At 53.4% G+C, this 24137-nt stretch carries 14 protein-coding genes; all 14 read right to left on the bottom strand.

What is annotated here, in order from left to right; translation table 11 throughout:
• Window positions 1-318: 318 nt before the first annotated feature.
• Complete coding sequence (locus A8990_RS21455) at window positions 319-2799, bottom strand: beta-galactosidase (protein WP_116191098.1); 2481 nt, start codon at window positions 2797-2799, stop codon at window positions 319-321.
• A 72-nt stretch (window positions 2800-2871) separates the two neighbouring features.
• Complete coding sequence (locus A8990_RS21450) at window positions 2872-4005, bottom strand: Gfo/Idh/MocA family oxidoreductase (RefSeq protein WP_116191097.1); 1134 nt, start codon at window positions 4003-4005, stop codon at window positions 2872-2874.
• Between the two features lie 3 nt (window positions 4006-4008).
• Window positions 4009-4785, bottom strand: coding sequence for a sugar phosphate isomerase/epimerase family protein (locus A8990_RS21445; protein ID WP_116191096.1), 777 nt, complete (start codon window positions 4783-4785; stop codon window positions 4009-4011).
• 13 nt (window positions 4786-4798) lie between these two features.
• Entirely contained in the window at window positions 4799-6034 is a 1236-nt protein-coding gene (locus A8990_RS21440; RefSeq protein ID WP_116191095.1) for a glucoamylase family protein, read from the bottom strand.
• A gap of 265 nt (window positions 6035-6299) precedes the next feature.
• A complete protein-coding gene (locus A8990_RS21435; RefSeq protein WP_245996139.1) occupies window positions 6300-7295 on the bottom strand; it encodes a carbohydrate ABC transporter permease in 996 nt (331 codons plus the stop codon).
• Window positions 7295-8170: a carbohydrate ABC transporter permease gene (locus A8990_RS21430; protein WP_116191103.1), complete on the bottom strand. Its 876-nt coding sequence runs from the start codon at window positions 8168-8170 to the stop codon at window positions 7295-7297. Before A8990_RS21430 ends, A8990_RS21435 begins: the two co-directional genes overlap by 1 nt.
• An 8-nt stretch (window positions 8171-8178) precedes the next feature.
• Window positions 8179-10488, bottom strand: coding sequence for a DUF5696 domain-containing protein (locus tag A8990_RS21425; protein WP_116191094.1), 2310 nt, complete (start codon window positions 10486-10488; stop codon window positions 8179-8181).
• Window positions 10478-12538, bottom strand: coding sequence for a YIP1 family protein (locus A8990_RS21420; RefSeq protein WP_116191093.1), 2061 nt, complete (start codon window positions 12536-12538; stop codon window positions 10478-10480). The genes A8990_RS21425 and A8990_RS21420 overlap by 11 nt, the downstream gene beginning before the upstream one ends.
• A gap of 11 nt (window positions 12539-12549) precedes the next feature.
• Window positions 12550-13431 (bottom strand): carbohydrate ABC transporter permease, encoded by an 882-nt coding sequence (locus tag A8990_RS21415; RefSeq protein WP_116191092.1) that lies wholly within the window; start codon window positions 13429-13431, stop codon window positions 12550-12552.
• Between the two features lie 44 nt (window positions 13432-13475).
• Window positions 13476-14381 carry a carbohydrate ABC transporter permease gene (locus A8990_RS21410; RefSeq protein ID WP_116191091.1) on the bottom strand — a complete coding sequence of 302 codons (906 nt, stop codon included), beginning with the start codon at window positions 14379-14381 and terminating at the stop codon, window positions 13476-13478.
• Window positions 14378-17524 carry an extracellular solute-binding protein gene (locus tag A8990_RS21405; RefSeq protein ID WP_147306844.1) on the bottom strand — a complete coding sequence of 1049 codons (3147 nt, stop codon included), beginning with the start codon at window positions 17522-17524 and terminating at the stop codon, window positions 14378-14380. The genes A8990_RS21410 and A8990_RS21405 overlap by 4 nt, the downstream gene beginning before the upstream one ends.
• Before the next feature lie 66 nt (window positions 17525-17590).
• The gene (locus A8990_RS21400) at window positions 17591-19045 is read right to left on the bottom strand and encodes an extracellular solute-binding protein (protein ID WP_181909700.1); all 1455 of its coding nucleotides are present in this window, start codon (window positions 19043-19045) and stop codon (window positions 17591-17593) included.
• A gap of 113 nt (window positions 19046-19158) precedes the next feature.
• Entirely contained in the window at window positions 19159-20169 is a 1011-nt protein-coding gene (locus A8990_RS21395) for a LacI family DNA-binding transcriptional regulator (protein ID WP_116191088.1), read from the bottom strand.
• 532 nt (window positions 20170-20701) lie between these two features.
• On the bottom strand, window positions 20702-24064 hold the full coding sequence (locus A8990_RS21390; RefSeq protein ID WP_116191087.1) for a GH36-type glycosyl hydrolase domain-containing protein: 3363 nt from the start codon (window positions 24062-24064) through the stop codon (window positions 20702-20704).
• Between the last annotated feature and the right edge of the window lie 73 nt (window positions 24065-24137).

Here is a 24137-nt window from a genome sequence, read left to right as displayed (position 1 = left end):
GTAACTTTTTCTTTCGCGTAAAGTCTTTTTCGGGGTTTTTGACATACAGTGCTGGTGCGGCTGACATTTCTTGAATAAGGGATGTCAGCTTTTGTTTTAGTGAATTCGCGTACGTATTCATGGGCGAAACCTCCTCGTTTTTTCAAGGGGCTTCGCCACACATTTTCAACTGCTTGTCAAGTTCTTTTACTCTTTTTCACGCAAAAAAGGAGCAGGCTATCTTTCGATAACCTGCTCCTTTGCATAGATATTTGGTTCAACACCTTAACTTAATGACATTGTCCCCCAGGGATACTCTTTCGCTAAGCTCAACTCTGCCTACTTCGCCGCAAGGCGAACGACAAGCCTATCATCTACTTTGGCGTGTTTGCGAGACCGAACAAGCTGCATGCCGTCAAGTTCTTCTACCGCGTAATCATCGCTCGGAACGATGTCACGCCCCGCCGTTACGAATGCGATGACATCCTCCGGCTGGGTCAGGCGGAAATCGATGCTGTCATCCGCTACCTCTGCAATTTCCGCAGTAGCATACACAATCCGCACGTCGCCGAAGCTTACGTTCAGCGGCAGCATGACGCCGTCCTTGCTCGCGATATGCAGGCTTTGCCCGCCGAGCAGCTTCTCGCCCTGCTCATACAAGTGCAGCTCCTTGTCAAAGCCGTCCATATTGAGCACGTGCAGGAAGCGCTCGCCCTCCGCATTCACCGTCGACGTTGTGAACAATCCCATGTAGGGATTGTCATGCGTGAGGCCAGCCACAGCGCCCAGCCGCTCAAGCGCAGTGCGGAAAAGCTGCACATCGCAGCTGTTGTACGCCGCGGCAATTACAACCGCGCGTCCCTTGCCAACGCTAGCTTCTACGCCGCACGCCGCGTCAGAATCATACAACCGCATGATGACCTCATGCGGTCCCGGCTCGAGCAGCTGGGCGAAGTGCGTGTGCACCTCCGCACGTCCGGCTGCCCAGCCGCAAGCGACAATGGACGGCCACGAATGCGGGCCGTTCACAACTGCCCCGACCATGCGGATACCAAGCGCGTCGCTCAAAATCGTACACGGCTTGCCCTCCATATCGTACTGAGGCACCTCGCCATACAATAACAATCCGCCGCCAGTTACCACATAGTCGGCTAGCTTCCGCTGGATGTCCGCGCTCAAGTACCGAGCGCAAGGAAGTGCCAGCACAGGCGTCTCCTCTGCCAGCAGCGGCTTGTTCTGGATGTCGACCGAGCTGAACCGGTAGCCTGCCAGCAGCATGGAACGGGCCATAATCTCCCAGCCGCCGCTGCTTCGGTTCGCTTCGATGTTTCGAACGATGTCCGCCATCCGCACGCTGCCAGGATAGCGATACTCGGTCATGTAATAGTCCGGGATGAACGCGAACGAGACCGCATCCCGTTGTTCCTTCATCACCGCGAGCTTATCTCGCACCGCCATCATCGTCTGAATGGCGCGCCTCATCCGAGGATAGGTGTAATTAAGCTCGCCTTCCGGACTGATCGGCGCTGCGAACCCATGCCGTTCACCCGTGAACGCGACCCGGTCATTGCCGTCACCGAGCTTCTGATCCATCCGGTAATTGATGCCGCCGGTCAGCAAGTAATAGTTGATCATGCGGTTGCCCTGCGCGATGCACATCCGAGTTTTGAAATCAGCTGCCGATACGTCGTACCGACCGCCGAAGGTATTGCCGTAATTCCCGTCCCCGCACTCGAATTCCAGTGAAGTGAGCGGCTGATCCGGCAAATGAACGGCCTCCATGAAGCCGTTGATCAAGTACAGATCCTGAAAATTACTTACGGTCAAATCGCCAAAATAAATATCAGACCCGGAAACGTATCCCTCTGCCTGCGTGTAGGATTCATACAGCTGGCTGATGCCGATCGGATACGTAAATCCGCGGCCGCCGCCCGTTCCGTGAATGTTCACGAAGAACGGTACGCCCCTCACGCCAAACTCCTCCGCATAGCCTCGAAGCACTGCCACATAGCGTGCGAACCGATCTCGCATGTAATAGCCGAGGTCCCCTAACAATTCAGCCGAATAGCTCTCATTCGGCGAGCGAATTGCATCAACTCGCACCAACGCATCCTCCAGTGCAAAAGGATAACGCTGCGCAAGCACCATGTCATCGTACTTGCGGCCAAGCCATTCCGCGAAGTCCGCGATAACATGCTCCGTCAGGTCCGGACAATTGCTAACCCACGAGAGCATGCCGATCTCATTATCAAGCTGCACGCCGATGATGTTCCCGCCAGCTGCCGCATCTTCCGACGCCACAACTCCGACTCCCGCACCAGCCGCCGCAGTTCCCGTCCCATACAGGCGCGGCGCAACAATAGCCATCACCGCCGCATACCAGTTTCGGGCGGCCGCCAAGAAGCTCGGCGCCATATAATCGATCGTGCGCGTCGTTGCCGCAGCACCGTCCCAGCCAACCGGAATCACTTCCGGATGCTTCTCGTACACCCAGAACGGGATGCCTTCATTCTTCATCTCCGCCATGATGAACGGACCTGGACGAACGAAGAAATACAGCCCATTGTCGCGGCAAAGATCAATAAATCCGCCCAGGTCCAGCTCCGGCCGACTCCGCCCGTCCAGATCGAATTGACCTTCAATCGGCTCATGACAGAGCCACGGCACATAGGAAGCGACCGCGTTGCAGCCCGCATCCTTCAGCTTGTCGATGCGGTCCTGCCACTCGCTTCGCTGCAGCCGATAATAATGCACCTCGCCGCACATGATGAGCGTCGGCTTGCCGTCGATAATGATTTGCTTATCTCGAATCTGTATCATTCGCCTGAATTCCCCTGACTCTAGCTGTATTTTATAGGTGAAACTTGCCGCCTGCCCCGTTTCCCCATGCGGTTACAGTTTAATCGCCGTCGACACGGAAGCTGCGATAACCTCTTCCTCTGTCACTTCCCGCTCCAATTGATCGGAGAGATAGATCCCCTCGCTAATCAGGATCGTCTGCAGCGCGATATCTGCTGTCGGAAGCAGCTCGACCCGTCCTTGAAGCGCAGCGATCCAGTGCTTTTGCGACGAGTCGTACGCATCGGTATTCTCGCGAAGCTGGTGCCATCGGTAATTGGCATAGCCGAGGTCAAAGGTCGCATCCATATCCATGTCCGCCACCTGCGTATGATAGCTGAATGGCGTATTCCCTTGGCTTGTATGCCCCGGGAAGCGAATACCGCCAACGTTACCGACGAGGCTGCTGCCCTCGAAGCCGTTCAAATGAATCGCCCAAGCCTCGATAATATCGAGCGTCAGTCCGCCTTCGAATCGAACGAAGCCAACGCCGAGCTCTTCCACGTCGAAACCGCTGATTTCTCTGCGTTTCTCGTCCATCGCCACCTCTTGATACGTTTTGCCGGTAATCGTCTTCACCTTCGGCAAACCCATCACGTAGAGCAGCTGCGAGATGCGGTACACGCCCATATCGAACAAAGCGCCGCCCGAAGCGACCGCTTTGCGGTTAAATTCCTTCGTTGCATAGCCATCGACGAAAGGACGGCCCCGTCTGCGATGCCCCGTCGAGCGCGCATGGTACAGCTTGCCGAGCTTGCCGTCATCGATCAATGCTTTTGCAGCCATCGTCTCAATCTGATAGATGAAAGCTAACTGCACATGCAACTTTTTGCCGACTCGCTTCGCCGCATCAAGCATCGCCTTGCCGTCCGCATAGGAGCCGGCAATCGGCTTCTCGCAGTACACATGCTTGCCTGCTTCCAAGGCTGCGATCGTAACCGGTGCATGCAGATTATTGTGCAGACAGACATCGATGGCGTCGAGATCATCGCGCTTCAGCAGCTCGCGAAAATCCGTATAGGTATGCGGTACGCCGAATTGCTCTGCCATGTTCTTCAGCTGTGTCTCATTGGTGTCGCAGAGCGCAACGACTTCCGCGCCTTCGATTTCCTCATACTTCTCCAAATGATCCTTGCCGATCAAGCCTGCGCCGATAATGCCGATTCTGATTTTCCGCTGCTCACCCATCTGCTACACCCCCAGCTTCTTCGCTTGCATCAGATTGTACGTGTTGCGCGCTGTCGCATACTGCCACGCCACTTGCGAATACTCGTTCTTCGACGAGTGATGCTCGATGCCGAGATGCCCTTTATAATCAACGGCCTCCAAGAGCGCAATCTTCTCCTCGCAGCTCGGGATGACCCAAGCAGCCAGATGCGTGTGGAACGCATACTTCGCACAGAGACGGTCGCCGTTCTCCTTCTCCGAATCCCAGTTCTCGAAGTGCAGCAGAATGCCGAAGTTCGGATGATCGACCGCTTCCGCCAGCTTGCGGATATTTTCCGGGTCGCGGGAGGTTCCCCAGTGATTCTCAGGCCCGACCATAAAGCCATGCTCGGCAGCAAAATCGCAATATTCCTTGTAACGCTTCACCGTATATTCGAACTGCTCATCCGACATTTCGAGCGTGCGGCCGCCCATATCGATCCGAACCGTCTGCGCACCAAGAATCGCCGCTGCACGAAGGTTATCCAGCCCGTTCCGGTAAAATTGTTCGCGCTTCTCCGGGTCTACGTCCCATACCTCCGCCGCATCAACACACAGATTGGCAACGTACATTTCCCTCTCATCCAGCGCTTCCCGAAGCTTGCGTAAGTAGTCGTCTTCAAAGCTCTTAAACATCATGTTCCAAATATCTGCCGAATTCAGGTGATACCGGTACTTGACCGTTTCGAAATAGCCAAAGAGGTCGATCTTGCCTTCGCTGTGCAAACCGTGAAACGAATAAGATGGAATGGAAAATTTCATGTACATCACCCTCCTAATTTAGTTCGGTTTCTTTCTCGCGAATCTCACATAATGCCATACCACGCTGAACATGCGCATTTCTCATAAAATAGTCCCAAACGAGTCCGCTTCGATAATTCTCGATCATGAGCAGCGTAATGCCCTTATCGATACCGATGACATCCTCTGCATAATACGGCGGAGACACGTCGAGGTTGTAGCTGTCCTTGAAGCCGTAACGCCCCCAGAGCTGCGGGTAGTTCTCGTAGTAATTCCGAAGCGCGCTCAGCACTTCCTCCGGCATAAACACGATCGAACCCGCCGCGCCTGCCGGTGGAACCGTGCCATCGGGTTGATGCTGATCATTGCTGCTGTTCAGCCCCGATGGAGCTGTGCCATAGCGGCCGCTGTAACCGTTCGGACCGTCACATGCCGTCAAGCCCCACGCATCCGGACCAAACGTACGGAATTCTGAGGCGTGCGCGATGCAATAATCCCGGTTCGCCTTCGTCGCGATGACCGAATTTTGCCACCAATCCACGTTGTCGCGGTCTACCTTCCCTCGAAGGTCGAACCAGGCATGGGAGAACTGAAAGGTGAACAAGGAGCCGAGCCAGGTGTAAATGAACGGAGGGTTATCCCCGAATGTGCCGTACTGGCGGCCGAAGTCATAGAACATGCTCGGATCGACCGGATGCGTAGGCGATGCAGCCGCGAGGAAGTACATCATGAACTGCTCGGCATACAAATCCCAGCGGGCGAAGAAGCCGCGTTCCGGCGCATAGCCCATGTAGAACTGGTTGTACTCCGGATTGCGGTACCATGCCCAATCAACCCGTTCATAGAGTCGCTGCGCATACTCGCGGACATCGCAGCCGAAATATTCGCCTGCTGCGATGGCACCGCACACCGCGATGGCGGTATCGATGACGGATACTTCGCAATTGTCGTGCCGACGCGCTGTCTTCATATTCAGAAAATGATAGAAGAACCCGTTCACTTGCTCCGCATGCTCAAGCAGCGTGTTCAGCGTGCCAAGCGCGCGCTCATAGCCTTCCGCTCGCGATATCCAGCCTCGTCCTACTCCGATCATGATCGCCGTGAGGCCGAAGCCGACAGATGCGACACTGCACATATCCGAGTCTCCTGGCGCCCTGTCCACAATGAGGCCGTACCCCGGACTCGCTTTGTCCGTATTCGCCTCCTCCCAGAAGAAGAGGAAGCTTCGCTTGCTCTCTAGATCGAGAAGTTGTTCATCGGTCAACGTCATAGATGTATGCCTCCTAAAATCGAAAAATGCTTCGCTGCTTGGCGGCGACAGCTTTTTTGCGAGCTAATCGAAAAATGCGTCACTGCTTCGCAGTGGCAGCTTTTTTGCGAGCCAAAATAAAAAAGAATCCATTCGCGTCACTCCGCCCCTGCCGCAGAACTGCCCCACTTGAGGGCAATTCCGAGACATTGGCATAGCTGCATGGATTCTTCGTTAGCCTTACGATGCGGGTCATATCCACGCTAGTTCAAGCTAAACTTTCAAACTACTCGCCAGTAATACCTGTCTTATCTACAACTTCAACGAATCGCTTCTGCGCGAATAAGTAGAGGATGAGCAGCGGCAGCACGATAAGCAGCGTGCCTGCCATCCGGATCGATTCGTTGATGTTCTGATGCTTGCCGCCTACCGCAGCGCCTCCGCCATATAGTCTGGAGAACGAATCGTTGAACGTTTTCAGCATCAGCGGCAACGTCGTCATGCTGTCTCCAAGGTACAAGGAGGTGAGATACGTTTCATTCCAGTGCCATACCGTCGAGAACAGCATGACGACCACGATCGCCGGCGTCGAGATCGGCAGAATGACAGTGAAGAAGGTGCGGATAAAGCCTGCGCCGTCCATCTGTGCCGCTTCCTCCAGCGATGTCGGAATCGTACGGAAGAACTGCATGTAGATGAGGATGAACAGCACCCCTTTAATGCCTTGGCCGAATATCGTCGGAACGATAAACGGCAGCGACGATCCAAGCATGTGATAATCGTTGAACATCAGGTAGAGCGGAATCATAACGACCTGCGACGGCACGATGAACGTGATCATCATGAGGCCGAATATGATGGACTTCCCCGGGAAGCGGAACTTCGCCAGTCCGTACCCGACAACCGCGCAGGATACGGTCTGCCCGATCGCGGGCACGACGGAGTTCAAGACCGAATTCCAGAACGTATCCATGTAGTTAAGCACATGCCAGGCTTGCACGAAATTCTCGAGGTACAGCTTCTGGGGAATCCAGAGCACCGTCGGATCGAGCAGATCGTTCAAGCTCTTAAAGCTTTGCGAGACGAGATACAGAATCGGATATAAGTAGATGAATCCGACGCTAATGAGCAGCGCATATACGAAAAGCTTGAATACGAGGCCGTCATTCCCTTGTCTGCCGAACGCAATCCGCTTGATGCGGTTGTAGATGGCGAGCAGCATCGTCTTCTGCAGCAGCGATTGATGAAGCTTCACCTTTTGCAGCTTAGCTGTCGGTTCCATTACGCCCTCCTCCTTCTCGGTCTTACGTTGACGTCTTCGTTATTCCGGAACAACAGCAGAATAAGCATCAGGAAGACGAAGATAACGCCGAAGTAAATCCACGCGAGTGCGGTTGCATAGCCGAACCCCGTCGTCAGGTTGAACATGTTGTCCTTAATCAGCGTAATGACATCGCTGAACGAGTTCGTGAACAGGTCCACCGTCGTATAGATCATGTTGACCGCAATGAACGGCTTGATTGCCGGCAAAGTCACCTTCCAGAAGCTGACCCAAGGCGAAGCGCCGTCGATGGAAGCCGCCTCATATACCTGCCGGTTCACCTTCTGCAAGCCTGCGAGGAAGATCAGGATTTGAACGCCGGAGAACCACAGAATGAGAATGAGCTGCTGGATCAGGCTGATGATCGGGGACGACCACGCCGGACTCAAATTGTCTTTGATAATCTCAATAATGCCGTACTTCTCCACAAGAGGCATCGCCGTCGCGCCTTGGCTGAACAGCTCGTTGATCACTTCGCCGCTCGTAATGACAACCGGCAGGAAGAAGACGGCGCGGAACAGCCCTTTCATCCGAATCGGCTGGTTAATGAGCAGCGCGACGAGCATCGAGAAGACGATAATGATCGGGATCATGCCGATCGCCGTCTTAATAAAGAGCAGCAGCTTCTCGACGAATTCCGGATCGGATAGGAATGCGTACTTGTAGTTGTCGCCTTTGATATACTCCGTCACAATGCCATCCGCACTAATCGTAACCTTGTGGAAGCTGAGATAGGTCGAATAGTAAATCGGATAAGCCATGAATAAGATGAAGCCGACTATCCAGGGCGACACCAGCGCGTAGCCGGTGAGCGCTTCCCTCATCTTTTTGGTCATTTTCAAGCTTACTCACCTCCAATGATGACGAAGCTCTTCGCCTTGACGCTGACTCCGTTATAGCTGTAATCGTTCGACGTATAGTTCACGACAATCTCGATGCCATTCGAATATTTTACCGCTGATAGCCCGTAGTCCGGCACTTCGCGCGATTCAATCGTTGCATCCTGCACCTGCCGCAGCGCTTGATTCATCGCTTTGTACATTTCGCTCAATGGCTGCTCAAGGTCCGTATATTGCGTTGTGAGCAAGTCTACGGAAGGCGTATCTCTCAGCTTCCAATAGGGCTCATACGTAAGCAGGTAGGACGGATATTGTCCGTAATCAATCATGCGCAGCGTATCCTCGCGCGGATTGGAAGACGAATTGGACGGGTTCGCAAAATAGTCGATATACCCATGCAGCACGGTCTGCATGAACGGAACGGTGTCGGTCTCATACATATACTGGGATGAGCCGTTATCGATCCCGAACAGCGTGTCAGCATATTTCCACATGTAGTCGTTGGCCTGGTAGATCGCCAATTCCTTCAAGCTGCCCTTGAATCCTTCGGCTAGCTTACGGTAAGCTTCCGCGGACTGCTCGCGGGTATATGGATGCTTCTTGTTATAGTCCGAGACGAGCACCGTACCGGTCCAGTCAAGCGCAATGCCATCCACGCCGAGCTTCTTCATCGACTCGGTATCATCCTTCGCCAGCTTCATCGCTTTGCCAGGGTTAATGTCCCGAGCCATAATATCATCGAAGAAGCTGTCCGAGCCCCAGCCGAAATACGGGAACTCATTAATTTCGTTGTTCAGCGCGCGAACCGCATCCGAACGGAAGTTGAGCAGATTCGAGTTATCGAAGGCGATCGTATAGTTGTTGGTCAGATAAAGCGGGATCCCCTTGCCCGCCAAGTACTTCTGGAGGTCTTTCAATCCCGAAGCGCCGCCGAGCTTGGACTCCACCGGGAATTCTGCCGGACGCTTGCCGTTCCATCCGCCCTTGTTCCAGCCGTCGAGGACGGTTTTCATATTCTTAATCCCGTCTTTCATCAGCTCGTCGACGATCTTCTTCGACTGCGCGAAGGTTGTCATCGGCACGACCTGCGCCCCGAACGTGCTCGCTTCCGTTTCCCCGCCGAGCAGACGAAGCTGCAGCGGAATATCCGCATTGCTCTTCTCTTTCTTCTCCTTGGTCAGCTCGCCTTTGTTCTGCAGATAGGTCCGGTACGATTTTGCCATTCCGATATAATCCGCATCTTGACCGCCGAGAAACTCGTAACGGACTTGACGGTCTGTCTTGATCGGATCCTTCTGGAAGGTGTTGTAACCGCCCATGGTCTTGCTCGTAGGCTGGAAGTAACCGTAACGAATCTCAAACTTCGGCGACACCCAGTAGAAATCCGTGCTGAGACCGCTAGGGTAAGCGACAATCTTCGCATTGTATCGGCCGTCCTCAATAATTCCGAGCACGCCGTTCTGCTTCGTGCCATGTACGACGCCAAATACAGGAACCGACGATCTGCCTGTTGCCGAGTCGAGGCTGTCGGACGAATAATCCGTGCCATAGATCTTGGCGACATAAGGCTCGTCAAACTGAATATGCGACTTCGAGAACCGAATAAGCGCCCCGCTTCGGTCGGGAATGAACATATAGCCCGGAATATCCGCTTTATGCACTGCGCCCATGAATGGATACGGCTGAATGGAAGCCAGCTTCTCCGCGCCTTTCTCCCACATCGACTTCTGCGGGATGGAAACGACGAGCGAGTCGCCGTCCAGCTTCACCTCAAGCGACAAGCCAGCCTTGATCGCTGCAAGCGTAATATCGATGCGTATCCCTTGCTCGATCGGCTCGACCTTGTCGACTTTTCCGCCGAGCGACATGTAGCTCGCGCTGCTCAGCATCTCATCCGCCGTATAATACTCGAGCAGCAGAGGCGACTTAATCGCGGTCTGCCATTCCTCATTCAGATTGGCATTCGCAAGGTCCGCGTCTGACGGCATGGATGCCCAGACATAGCCGGTTGCCTTGTTCTTCACCATAATCGCAAGCGTCTTGCCAGCCATGTAGAGCTCCAGCCCATTCGACTCGCCGATCTTCTTATAGTCTGCCGGGATGGTGCGGCTGACCACAGCCGCGGCCGCTTGCTCTGGCATCGTATAGTTGTTGGCACGGTAAGGGAATGCGCCTTCCTTCTTATTGAGAACGATTTTGCTCTGACCAAGAGTGGCCTGCGGCTCAACTGTCGCTCCGTATGCGAATTGGTATAATCCGAACGCCGCCAAAGCACCAGCTGCAACCCATACAATCGGTTTCTTGTTAGTGGACACGCAAATTCACCTCTTGGAATAACGAGTAAACAAATTCCCATACCTGGTTCGACAAGCCGAATAGGATGAACGCAACGAATGCCATAATGAGCATTCCAATCAGTGTGAGAATGATGTTTCGGACCGATTCTTTAATCTCGTAGCCGTGGATCTCTTTCACCATAATGAAGATGAGCACCGCGCTCCACAGCAGGATGAAATCGTAGGAGTAGTTATAAATAACGCCTTCCATCAGCGTCAGCGCCCGCGAAATAATAGCCAGCGGAATCGCGAAGATGATGTACGGGGACAGAGCGTAAACCGTCCCTTTGTAGATGTTCTTGAAGCTGCCTTCACCGTCATTGATGACGCTGACGAGATAGTTCGAGATAACCCAAGCGAATAGAGGAATCATCAGCTTCAGCAGCTCGGTAACGAGATTGATCTGAAGCGGTTCTATCGACGAGAACAAGAAGTTCGTCGTGTACAGTCCGAACAATCGAACGGTGTACATGATCACAAGGAGCACCGTTGCAGATGCGACCGAAGCTTTGCCGTTATGCTCCAGCTCGTAATAGCCGTCGATCGGATGACGCAGCATCCGGAACGGATGCAGCAGCTGAGCGATGAAGCGCTGTTCCTTCATAGCGGTCCAGCCTTGCACGACCGGACTGCCGAAGCTAAAGCGGCGATAAGAGAATCGAACCGCTGCCCAGAGAACAACGACCGCTGCGAAGCCAACAGCAACATCGACCGCATGATCCATAATCCAGATCCGGCGCAGCTCCCAATACGCATTGGAATATTCCGCTTTGTTCTTGGAGAACTGGAATTCGGCGAAAGCCTCCTTGTACTTGCCTTCCTTGAAGTAAGCAAGGCCGATACCGGTGTGCGCGAGCGAGAACAAGCTGTTCTGACGCAGCACTTCATTCCAAGGCTCGCGGCTCTGCACGTACTTGCCGTCCAGGTACAGCCCTAACGCTTCATGCACCAGCTCAGTGAATGCCGTTGGCTTGAACACTTGGATGTTCCCGCGCTCGCCGCTGAGTACGAGCAGCCTGCCGTCGGATGTTACCGCAACGCCGGTCGGCGCACGCAGCAGGCCTAGCCGCTGCTCGCCTGTATCGCTGCCGCTGAAGATGAACATCAGATTGCCGTCTCTGTTGTATTCCAGAATGAGGCCCTCAACGGAATCAACTGCGTAGATATTGCCCATCCAGTCGACGGTAATATCTGAAATTTGATTGAGCGACCAAGTGCCTCCGAGCAAATCCTTGCCGGCTACGTTCAGCTTCTTGATCGCGCCGCCGTTGATGCCGGTCGTGCTTGTATAGATAAGTCCTTCATCATCGACTGCGATGTTTGTCGGCGAAATCGGCATCTCGCGCGTCATCTTGCTCAGCTGCTGCTTCGTATAGAAGATCCGCTGCAGCGTCTTGAGCAGGTTGAAGCCGGCGCGGTTACCGCCGAAGTATCCGAGAAACTTGCCGTCTGGGCTAAGCCGGACAAGGCCTTGAATAAGACCTTCGCCGATGATGTAGATGCTGCCGCGTTTATCGACAATGACCTTCTGCGGCTTGAACGGCGTATCTTTGCCATACAGCTTCGACTTCGGCTTGCCGATTGTGGATTTCAACCGGCCGTCCTGACTGAAGACGAGGACGCTTTGCTTCCCATAGTCCGCGACATAGACGTCATGCGTATCGGTCACGAATACGCCTTTCGGCTGCTTCAGCTGTCCTTGGCCGATGACGCGAATGAAGTTGCCCCAGGAATCCAGCACCACAATCCGTCCGTTATCCGTATCCGCAATGTAGACGTTGTCTTCGTTATCTACGAAAATATCCTGCGGGTTTCTAAGCTCGACCTTCCCGCCGCTTGCCGCTTCATTCTCGCCAAATATGCTGTAGCCATCGATTGCGCCTACAGGCGTGTAGGCGTTCTGCATCATAATGCCTTTGCCATCGTCAATGGTGAACGTGTTGTAAGGAACGTCCGCATAAGCAGTGGAGCAGCTAAGGAGCAGCGCAATCGCGGCGAGAAGTATGATGATTCGCTTGAATCTGAGCATCGTTCTCCCCCTCACTTCAATCCGGAATGCGCCATCGTATCCATCACTTTGCTTTGCATGAAGATGAAGATGAGCAAGTTTGGTATAAACATCAGAAGTGCCGCAGCAGCAGCCATCCCTTGGCCTGCAATGTTATTCTCCATCGCGGTCGTCGTCGTTAGCGTACTCATGTAGAACGCGAACGTCTTGAGCGTTTCTTTGCTCATGAACAGCGTCGAGGTCTCCGAGTTGTTCCATGCAAGCTGGAAGGCCAGAATCGACACCGTCGCGAGCGCAGGCATAATCATCGGGATGACGAGCTTGCGGAATACATAATAGTCATTCGCGCCGTCAAGCTTTGCCGCTTCGATAAGCGCGTTCGGGATCTGATCGACGAACTGCTTGACGAGGAATACGCCGACAGGCAGCGACAGCATCGGCAGGATGTGGCCCCAATAGCTATCCATCAGATACAGCTTCTGAACGACAAGGTAGCGGGGAATCGTAACCGCTGCCGGAACGAACATGAGCGCGATAATGTTAATCTCGAACACGACTTTCTTCATCTTGAACTCTTTCTTCGAAAGGGCGAAGCCAGTCATGGAACAGAGCACGATCGACAGGAAGACAACCGCCGCCGTCACGAGAATGCTGTTGAATAGATATTTGGTCTTCGGCACAGCCGCAACGTTGCTGACGCTGAACAGCTGCGCGAAGTTGCCCCATGTCGGATGATGGACAAACAGCTTCGGCGGATATAGAAACAGTTCATCAACGGGCTTCAGCGCCTGTGAGAAAATAAATATAATCGGCAAGATCATAAAGACCGAGAGTGTAATCAAGAACGTGAAAAACTTCCACTGTCCGAAGCTCAGTCGATCCGGATTGATTTTATTGCCATGAAATGAAGCCATTCGTGCAGGTCACCTTCTCCCATTCGTCTAATCGGTTGACGGCTTTAGTCGGACTCGCCGAACAAACGCCAGCACAGCTTGGAAAACCCGTAAACAATAATGAGCAGGACGACGGAAACCGCCGAAGCGTAGCCCATATCGTAGCGCAGAAAGCCGTAATCCTCGATGTGGTTGACCATCAGTTGACCGGCATTTTGCGGCGTCGGGTTCGCGCCCGACAATTGCACGCCGATGGCGCCAGCCTGGAAAGTGCCGACGACAGCCATGACGGCGCCGAACAGCATTTGCGGCTTCATGCTCGGAATGGTGATATACCAAACCTCCTGCAGCCTTGTACGAATCCCGTCAATGTAACCGGCCTCATACATTTCGCCGTTAATGTTCAGAATGCCGGCGAGCATGGCCAGGAAGCCGACGCCCATGCTGTTCCAGAGCGAGACCGTAACCATGATCGGCATCAGATAATGCGGCGACTGTGTCCATTGAATAGGCTCATTAATGATGGCTAGACTCATTAGAAAATGGTTCAAATACCCCGATGCGTTACCGCTGAAAATAACGAGCCAAACGACCGCCATCGCTACTGCAGCAGTGAGCGAAGGAGAGTAGATCGCCAGCGCCAGCACCGTACGCGAGCGGCGCGGGATTTGCGCGAGCAGCCACGCGAGCCAGAAGGATAGCAAGTATCCTCCCGGTCCGACGAGCAGCGCGAACTTCAGCGTATTCGGAAGCACGTACATCATGAACGCATTATCCTGCGTAATCAGGTTGACGTAGTTGGTCAGTCCAATGAACTTCGGCGTCTGAATCGAGTTGAAGTCTGTAAAGGACAAGTAGATGGCCGTGACGACAGGCACGACGACAAGCACTGTAAAAATAAGGAGAAAAGGGCTGATAAACCCATACGCGCTAAGCTCGTTTTTGATCGCTTTTACCGTTGCCGGCTTCATTTCTGCTCACCTTCTTTGGCCATATCTTCCATGTTCGGCATAATCGGCACATGCAGCGGTTTCACAACCTTGCCGTTCTTCAAATAACCGAAATCCGTCAGCTGCTTCTTGATTTCGCGATTGCCGTTAATGACGGCGTCTTCCATCGCCCGCCGTGCATTAAACCCGTCGAAGACGACTTTGTTCCAGGCGTCGCTGATTTCCCGCTCGACCATGTAGTCGCCGAAGTAACGCGGAATATCCCACAGCCATTTCCACTGCTCTTGAATCACTTCAATATCTTCCTTCGGCCAGGACAGCTGGCTGAACGCCTCGACGTTCGCCGTATTCCATTTGTACGTCGGTCCGTAAATCGCCTCGAGATCGTTACCGAAGCGGACCTGCGTCTTTTCCGAAGTCCACCATTGCAGGAACTGCCACGTCTTGTCTTTCTTCTTGCTGCTGTTGAACATAATCGCTGTTGCGCCTGTTCCCGGGGCAGTCCGGTTGACGACGCCATCCTTGCCTTTCACGCCCGGATATGGCGCGATCTTCCACCAGCCGGCAATTTCCGGTGCAGCGGCGGTCAATTGAATATACGTCGTTGCATCCGCGATACCGATCGGCAAGCTGCCGTCGCGGAACTGATTATAGAAGCTCGGCACTTGCAGCGGGACGCTGTATACGCTGAACATGTCCGTCATTTCTTTAAGACCCGCCAGCGCTTCGTCTTGGTCGATTGCCGACTTAAGGCCATCGTCCGTATAGAGCTTGCCTCCGTGCTGATAGATGAACGGAACGGTGTTGTTGTACGGCTTAAAGCCTCCGGTTTGCGAGAGCGGGAGATAGAAGTTCATCCCGAAACGCTGCAGCTCCGGCAAAATCTGCTTCACTTCATCCATCGTGTCCGGAACCGGAATGTTCAGCGCATCGAGAATATCTTTGCGGTAGAACATGACCCAGAAGCTCTGTGTTTCCGGCAAGGCATACAGCTTGTTGTCGAACGTCACCGGAACGAGCGCACCTGGCGAGAATCGTTTCTCCACTTCGTCGAAGCCTTGGAAATGGTTCATATCCTCAAGTGCGCCGCGCGCCGCGAGACGGAACGGAATATAGTTGCTGACGCCGAGCGCGGCATCAGGCGCATTGCCCGCTGCACTTGCCAGAACGAGCTTGCCTTCGTCAGGCATAATGGACAGCGTCACTTTAATACCGGTCTTTTTCGTAAATTCCTGATTGATGAGCTGCTGCATCTGCATCACATTTTGCCGCGAACGGTTGACCCAGATTTGCAGCGAATCTTTATCGTCAGCCGATACTTGCGAGTAGTCGGTTGTGAACGATTTGAAGAATGCAGCAATGCTGTTCCATAGCGATTTGAAGAACCCGACTTTCTCGCTTGGCAGCTTGCTGTCTTGATAAATATAAAAGCGGTCAAGCTGGATCGGCTGGTTCGGCAGCTTCGTATTGATGACGCCCAGCGTCTGAAGGACAGAACCGGAGCCTTCCGACAACCGGTTGAATTGATACGGGATTTTATCCGGTTCTTTCGCCAGCCGTTCCAGCGTTTCCGCTGCGACGAGCAAATTGCTCGCTTGGTCTGGATTGCTGCCTGCAAGCACCTTCAATGCCTCATACTGCTTGCGAAGCGTAGCGGCGAAGCCTTGCAATTTCGCGGCCAAATCCGGCATCTGCTTGCTGATATCCCAGTCGCGGTTCGTATCCATCGTGTTGCCCGTCGCCATCTTGATTTCCAGCGCGAGTGTGTTGATATCCCACATCACTTTCTTAATCTCTTCAATAACGGGGCCATATGGAGCAGCGTCGGCTGTAAGCGAAATTTCATGCTCGCCCGCCGTCAGGTTGAACTGATACGGCTTGCCCGCTTGATCCGACAGCACTTCGTTGCGCCAGTCTTCCGTGTACGGGAACGCGTATTCATTCGCTTCCTGGAATGGCACTCTACCATCTATCATCAAAGTCCGATATACCGGCATGCTCGTCTTCCCGGTTTGCAAGTACTTAAATGCCAATTGGTAAGAGCCCGCCTTATCGACTTTCACTTTCCATGTCGCACGTTGACCGCCCGCTTGCCATGCCTGCTCATTCTCATCCGGATCGCCGCTCGTTGCGATCGTCTCGCCGCCAAGCGTATTCAGCCTGATTTTCCCGCTTACATGCGGCGCTACCGTCGCGTCTCCGCTGGCAATCGCGCGTATCGAAGGCTGAGATTTCGTCTGCGGATGCTCGGCTTCCACCGTAATGAGCGTCTTGCCTGCTTTCGGCAATTGATGCTCCTGCTTGTACTGCTCATACTTCGGCAGCACTTCAGGCGCTGAGATGACGATGCGGCCAAATAGGGCAGCTTCACGCAGGTTGTTAAGCTTGATTGTGTTCATCCCTTGCTTCAGATGAAAGCGCAAAGGTTCTGCATTAAAATAACTCGCATCCCTAATCGGAGCTGTCTGCCATTGTTTGATCTGCTTCTGGCTTGCAGGCACTTCATTGCCGAGTCCATCCCGATCGAACTGCGCATTCTCGTCCGTCCAAAGCTTGTATAATACGAATCGTCTTGCTTCAAAAAAAGGATAAGAGCCGTTTACTTCAATCGCCCGCTCAATGGGAATGATTTTGTCCGAAGTCGAGTAGTAATCGAAATTGATTTGATACAGTCCTTCTTGCGGCGCGTTGACGTTCAATTCAATCGCTTGCACGTCTTCGTTCCACACGAATACAGGCTCGTCATAGCCTTTCGAATCCGAAGTCAGCTCCACTTCGCCGCCCACTGCGGTAAATTGGTTCGGGTGAATGACGATATCGCCCGACTGCACATCCTTAATCCCTTTATCATTCCAAGCCTTCAAGACGTCGCGGTAAGTATCCTCCGTTACCTTCTTGACCGGAGTATCCTCTTCCTCATCGGCAGCAGCAGCATTATCCGATTCAGTCGCGCTGCTTCCCCCGGACGAAATGCTCTCGCTCTTGCCGCCGTCTCCTCCGAACAAGTTTCCAAGCACGTCGTCGTTATCGTTCGCTTTGTTATCAGGCGCTGTTCCCTCGGCAGCGACTGTAACCGAATGGCCCTCGATTGATACCGGTGTAACTACAGCAGCGGTCACGAGAGAGAGAAGCGTCAGTATGGCTAACAATGGTTTGAACTTCATGATTTCACCCCAGTAGAACAATTTTTCCTCCTCTTTGCAGAGGAGGAAAAATTGTGATTACGTTCTTTATTTTGTAGCCTCGGTTATCTTAGCCATCGCGTTATTGTAGTACTGCATCGATTGCTCTTGGAGCTCTGCAGCTACGTCCTCCGGCCTAGCTTCGCCCTTCTGGAACTTCTCGTTGTACTTGTCTTTTACTTTGGATTGGAAGTCCGCGAATCCTGGCTGATATTTGAACGTTTCGAGTACGCCTGTCGGGATCGCCTTCACGATCTCTTTGATGCCTGGCGTTACGAAAGGCTGATTAAGCCATGCGTTCCAAACGTCCGGATCATTGACGAGCGGCATTGTCGCCAGCGGACTTTCGTCCTTGATGCGTGCGAGCCAGCCGTCTTTGGAATAAGTCATCCACTTCAGGAACTCAACCGCTTCCTTCTTATGCTTCGAGCTCTTCGTTACGCCAGCATAGTCCGTAACAAGGCCTTCCTTCTGACCGTTAACGCCTGGTACAGGGAGGATCTCCCAATTGAACTTCAGGTTTTGCTTGTACCAAGTGAGGCTCCACGTCGCGTCGAATACCATGCCGACCTTACCGATGTTAAAGCCGCTGATATCTTTGCCGTACCACTTGTCTCTTTCTTCTTTCTTATAGCTTTGGAGGGAAGATTTGTCCTTGTAACCGAAGTTGTTCGCCCAGTTTGTCGCTTCTGCCCATGCCGGATCTGTGTAGTTGTACTGCGTGCCGTCCCAAGTCGATGCGCCGAGTGAAGGATTGAAGTTCGGAATGAGAACATCGCCCATGCCGGCTGCGCCGTCGATACCGAATTGATGCTCGTTGTAGTTTGTCAGCTTCTTGGAAATGTCTTCGAGGTCGGACAGCTTCCAGTCTGGACCTGGAACCGGGATATTCGCTTTTGCGAACAAATCTTTGTTGATGTAGATCGCCCAAGAATAGAGGCCGTGAGGAAGAGCGAATTGTTTGCCGTTATATTTTCCTGTATCTGCCAGGTTTCCGTAAATCTTATCCGAGCTGAAATCAGGATCTTGTTCGAGGTAAGGGGTCAAATCTTCAAGCCAGCCGCTGCCTACTGCAAGCGGCACGTTGAACAGCCAAGTCACGTCTGGAAGTTTGTCAGCAGCCGCTGCCGCAGCCAGCTTCTCATCCCATGGCCAATCCATGGACTTATCGATTTCAACTTTAATATTCGGGTGAGTCGCTTCGAACGCTTTGATCCGCTTCATCTCTGCGCCGTTCTCTGCTTTATCGCCCCATGTAGCGTACTTGATTGTAACGACTTCATCCGTTGCTGCCGGCTGATTCGTTGCCGCCGCGTCATCGCCAGTGTTCGCCGCATTCGCATCCGTGCTTGTATTCGTGCTCGTGTTTGCATTAGCCGTTGTATTGGATGCTGCATCATTGCCTGCATTTGCATTTGTTGCTGTGTTCGAATTCGAGTTGCCGCCACCGCAGCCCGCGAGTGTAAACGATAAAGCCAATACCATTAAAAGTGACTTTTTCATCTCAGTTCTCCCCCAGATCATAGTCTGAAATCAAATCATTTCGCACACGTGAATCCTTATCAAACGACTTGCCTGCCCTAACAAGCAGCACTTTCCCCGAGCATCGCCACCTTTCATGGAGTATGGAAGTCATTTACGCTATCCTTGAACCCGCAAGAATTGCGGACAACAAGCTGAGTCGGCAGCAGAATCGAGTTTCCTTCGCGCTGCGCGCTGAACATGAGCTGCGTGGCAATTGCGCCAACCTCGTACTTGGAGTGTCCAATCGTCGTAAGCGGCGGAGTGACATAGGGTCCGAGATTGATGTTGTCGAAGCCGACAACCGCGATGTCATCCGGCACCTGTACGCCAACCTCGGCCATTGCGCGAATCGCGCCGATTGCCATCTCGTCATTCGCGGAGAATATAGCGTCGGGCAGCTGACTGCCCGCCAGCATCACCTTCGCCGCTTGATAGCCGCCGACTTCCAGGCATCGCCCGAACATGCTGATCTTCTTCGGCACCTTCAAGCCATGATCTTCAAGCGCCCGCTTATAGCCGTTATAGCGAAGCGAGTTATCGAAGGAGGTGACCGGTCCGCTTAGAAACTCAATCTTGCGCCGACCGAGCTTGATCAGATGAGAGACGGCGTCGTAAGCTCCCTGCTCGTAGGTGATGAGCACGTTGTGCACGTAATCACCCTTCAGCTCCCTATCCAGCACCACGATCGGGAATGATTCCGATGCGACCTGGAGAATCAAGCTGTCACTAATCGATGAGCCCATGATGATCGCGCCATCTACAAACTGTTCCAGCATAAATCGGTGTGCGGAGCTGTTCTCTCCGCCGTATGTACTGCACACCACCAGATTGAATCCGTGCGAGGCAACGACTTCTTGCACCCCTTCGATGACTTGGCTGTAGAACGGACCGCCAAGATCGTATAGGAACAAGCCGATCGTGTGGGTCTTGCGCTTCTTCAAGTTACGGGCAGCTCCGCTTGGCCGGAAGTTCAGTTCCTTGGCAGCCCGGAATACTTTGCGTTTCGTTTCCTCGCTGATCTTCGGCGAGTTGTTCATCGCGTAAGAGACAGTCGATACGGCAACGCCGGCAAGCTTAGCAACATCTTTAATCGTAGCAGCCATAAAGAACCATCACTTTCCTTCACATATTCGAAACGTTTCAGCAAGATAGATGTTAAATTCATGCAATTAAAGCGCATACATAACTGTATATCTGCTCAATTCTGATAATTCCACTCAGATATACTCGATTTGCTAGCGTTGTCGAACTTAGTTAATAGAAACGTTTCACAACCACATACTAGCATATCCGTTTCGAATTGAAAAGGCTTACATTTATGATTTTAGGCTGTTTTTATAAAAATTTTTTTCAACATATTTTTCGGAAATTAGCAGGATTTTGAAACGATTCGATAAATAGGGCATATTTCCCTTATAAAACAAGAAAATCCGGCTGATCGCAGCCAGGTTGAGCCTGGTGAAATTGTTCTATGGAGAGATGATTCGTCTTCATACTTGCCTCCTCATACTCACTGAAACTAAGCGAATATATCCAGCGCCGTGAGTTGTTTAGACAAAAAAATACATCGCCCCAGCCAATCGGCTGCATGACGATGTATTTTTTTCAATCAAGTTGGGCTCCTAAGCTAAGCGATTAGCCCATAATTTCAATGATATTCAGCTCACTGCCAAGCACGTCCGCCAGCTGTTCCCGGCTGATCCGCAGACCGCCTTTGCGATAGCGATTGCTTGTCTCGGCAGCTTCAACCGCTCTTCCGTTCACCGTTACCCGGCTTGCCGCGCTTCCGTCGAGCTTGTAGACGAATTGGACCGGACGCTCCATGAATTGGAATGTGAATCGCGTGCCATCCAGCTCGTCAGGCAGAACCGGGTCAATGACCAGATCGCCATCCTCCTGGCGAATGCCCAGACAGTTCGAGATGAGCTGGTTCATATAGATTCCCGGTCCGCTGGAGTAAATTCTCCAGCCGCCCTTGACCGCAACCTTGCCTTCGCGCAGATCCCCGAAACGCTGCTGCGCCTCATAGCGGTCGTTGAATTTGCCGTCAGAGCTGCTGAAATACGCATTGCTCTGGCGAAGCTCGGCGTTCGGCACAACAACGGGCAGCCCGATCGGGTTGATCATTTGCAGCGCCTTCCACGCTTCATCGCGGTAGCCCAGCTTGGCCATCGCTTCTACGTAGCGAATGTGGGCATGCACATACTGCAGGCCGATTTCGCGGCCGAAGTTGGAAGCCTGCTCCGCACGTTTGAAACGTGTGCTGACGCCTCCCGCATAGTGCGCCGGGCGATCCATCAGCCTTACGCCGTCCGGGAAGTACAGCTTTTCCTTAATAAGCGCGTAATGCGATTCCGCCTGCTCCTTCGTGAGCAGCTCGCCGATCATGCTGCGCGTCATCGGAAGCAGCCGGTAATGGATGCCTGTCGATGCATCTTCCGGATGCAGCATAAGCTCCGCGTTGCCCGGCTCCTCCATGTACAGAAAGCCCGGAATGACGTCCTTCGACAGCATGAAGCGGTTGAAATCCGCCTGAATGCCGGTTGCCAGCTCCTTCAGCTCATCTGCCAATTGCGCATCATGCGAGGCAAGCGCCGCAGACAGGCCATTCATGGTCTGATACGTGAGCGCAACCGTCCAGCTGCTCACCATGAACCGTTTCATCATCGGATTTGCCGGCTGCAGCGTGTCGTCCCAGTCCCCGTCGCCGTAAGCCGACAAGTGCGTACCATGCACGAAGTGCTCCCGGATGTATTCGATCTCCTTGCGGGCATGCGCAAGCAAGGTGAACCGCTCTTCCGTAAACGCGAAGGTGTGGTGATTCATATACGGGACGAGCTCTTCCAGGATGCCGAAATCCTTCGTCGCCTTCAAGTAATCGCCTAGCACCTTCAGCGGCCAGACGATGATATCGCCGTGGCTCTCATTATGTTGGATTTTGAAGTAACGGTCGAACATGAACCACTGCGGCCAGTTCCCCGTCTCTTCATATTGATGCGCGTAAACTTCAAGCAGAATTTCCCTTACCGTACTGAAGTTGTGCGTGGCCAGGAAGTACTCGACCGGCCCTTGGCAGACGTCGCGCGTGCCCCATGCCGCACCGCCGTACTGCTCCAAACCGTGCGGTACGGAGAAGTGAACGAGCATGTTGTGCGTGTACCACCAAGCAAGGGCATTCATCTTGTCCAGCTCGGGGGAGCTGCTTCCGTCTTCCTTGGACAGATGGAAGCCGTTCATGACGCCGCGGTAAAACTGCAAGTAGCTCGCTTTCTCCGTCTCGAAAGTCCGCTCTTCAAAAGGCAGCGCCTGGCCATGCAGCAAGCCTTGAACAGTCAGGCTCCACGCTGCGCTTTCGGATAGCTCCAGCACGACGAGCGATGCGGAGCCCGGCTGCACGTTGTCCGCCAGCAGCTGCTCATCGCCGACGTTCATCGCCGCTCCCGTTATTCGAAGGCGGTAGCACAAGTCCGGATAATGGGAGCTGCTCAGCGTTCCTTCCGCTGCACGGAACGTAATGGTATCGCCGCTTTGCTCCATGCGGGCAGGCTGCTCGTACTCATTGCCGTTCATAATGACCTGATTCGTAACCAAGTAACGGTACGCCTTGCCGCTCTCGGAAGCGACCTGCAGGCATAACTCCGGCGTATCCACGGTCGTAAAGCTTGTGATGATCAGCGTATCGGCAGCCAGCTTATAGTACCAGCGCACGTAGCTGACGCCCATCTCGAACATCGAAGGCATCGTCAGCAGCTGATAACGGCCATCCAGCATGGCGTAGATCCGTTGACCGGATACCTTCATGACGTTCAGGGCGCTGCGCGCATTCGAAATCATCTTATGGAAAGACGTATTGCCGACAACGAGCTGGGCGTTAAACATCCCGTACATGTAAGCCGTTGTGGTCAGTACCTGATCGTTCAAGCGGTCATTGCCGCCCGTCATCAGGATATGGCCATGCGGACGCTCGACCCGCAATTCCTTCTCCTTCAGCACGATATGATCATAGGTCGGCGTGAAGAAGGACAGAAGCATCTCGCCGTCCCATTCTTCCTGGATGCGCACCGGGAATCGGCGGTCGATTTCTTCCATCGTCATGGACAATGTACGAAGCGGCTGGCCGATCGTTTCCTTCAAAGTAGGCTGAACGACAACGCTGCCCGTCGCTGCCTGGCGCTTGCTGACTTCCTGCCACGCCGCGGCTACTTCATCGCCGAACGCGAGCGACTGAATCGCATCCGCATGATGATCCTTGTACATGCCGTAGAAGACAGCCTTCGCGCTGCCGTTAAGCAGCTGACGCTCCGTTTGAAGCGCCGCATATGCGAACTCGTACTGATAAGTTTCGTTCGCAAGCGCCGCAAGCGACAACCGTTCCGGAATGTCCGTTTCCTTGTACGACAGGCCGAAGAACTGGAAGCCGTCTGTGGAATAGCCAGTCGATCCATTCAGTGCGCCCTGCTGCATATACGGGAATTTGCCTCCGTTTTGCGGCTGATTTTGACGCGAGCAGATGACGTAGCCTTTCTCCGCATCTTGAAATACCGTGTGGCCGATATATTGCGACATATAGGCTTCATTCGAACGCAGCGCTCCACGATCCGCAAGGCCGATATCCTGGCCGTAGACCAGATCAACCTCCACGCCTGCGCCTTCAAGCGAAACATCCCAGAACCATACGCCCTGTTCCGTCAGCTGGAATGCGACCTTGTAGGATACGCCCAGTGCGGAGCCTGTCCAAGTCAACGCCCGCTCGGAGGAAAGCAGCTCGCTTGCCGAACGAATGCCGAGTAGCGGAGCCGCGTCGATGCCGTTCTCCGTAAAGCGGCGCAAGTAAATATTGTTCAGCGCCCCGTCGATCGGATTCGACTGAAGCTGATTGATTAACGAATGCTCGCCATGTGACGCCTCGAACAAGTCGCCGCTAGTCAGAAACTCAAACCGATAACGCCCTTCTTGCAAAACTAGTTTCGTATCTGTTGTATGTAGGTTGGTACTCAACCGTTTCTCCCCATTTCTCCAAGCCGCAATTCCCAATTATTTGCAGCTCTTGTCTTAATAATGAAGGAGCTAT

Origin of the sequence: Paenibacillus taihuensis (assembly GCF_003386535.1) — a bacterium.
Lineage (GTDB): Bacteria > Bacillota > Bacilli > Paenibacillales > Paenibacillaceae > Paenibacillus_Z > Paenibacillus_Z taihuensis.
The sequence above is the reverse complement of the archived record's forward strand: the minus strand, read 5'-3'. Positions and strand labels throughout refer to the sequence as shown.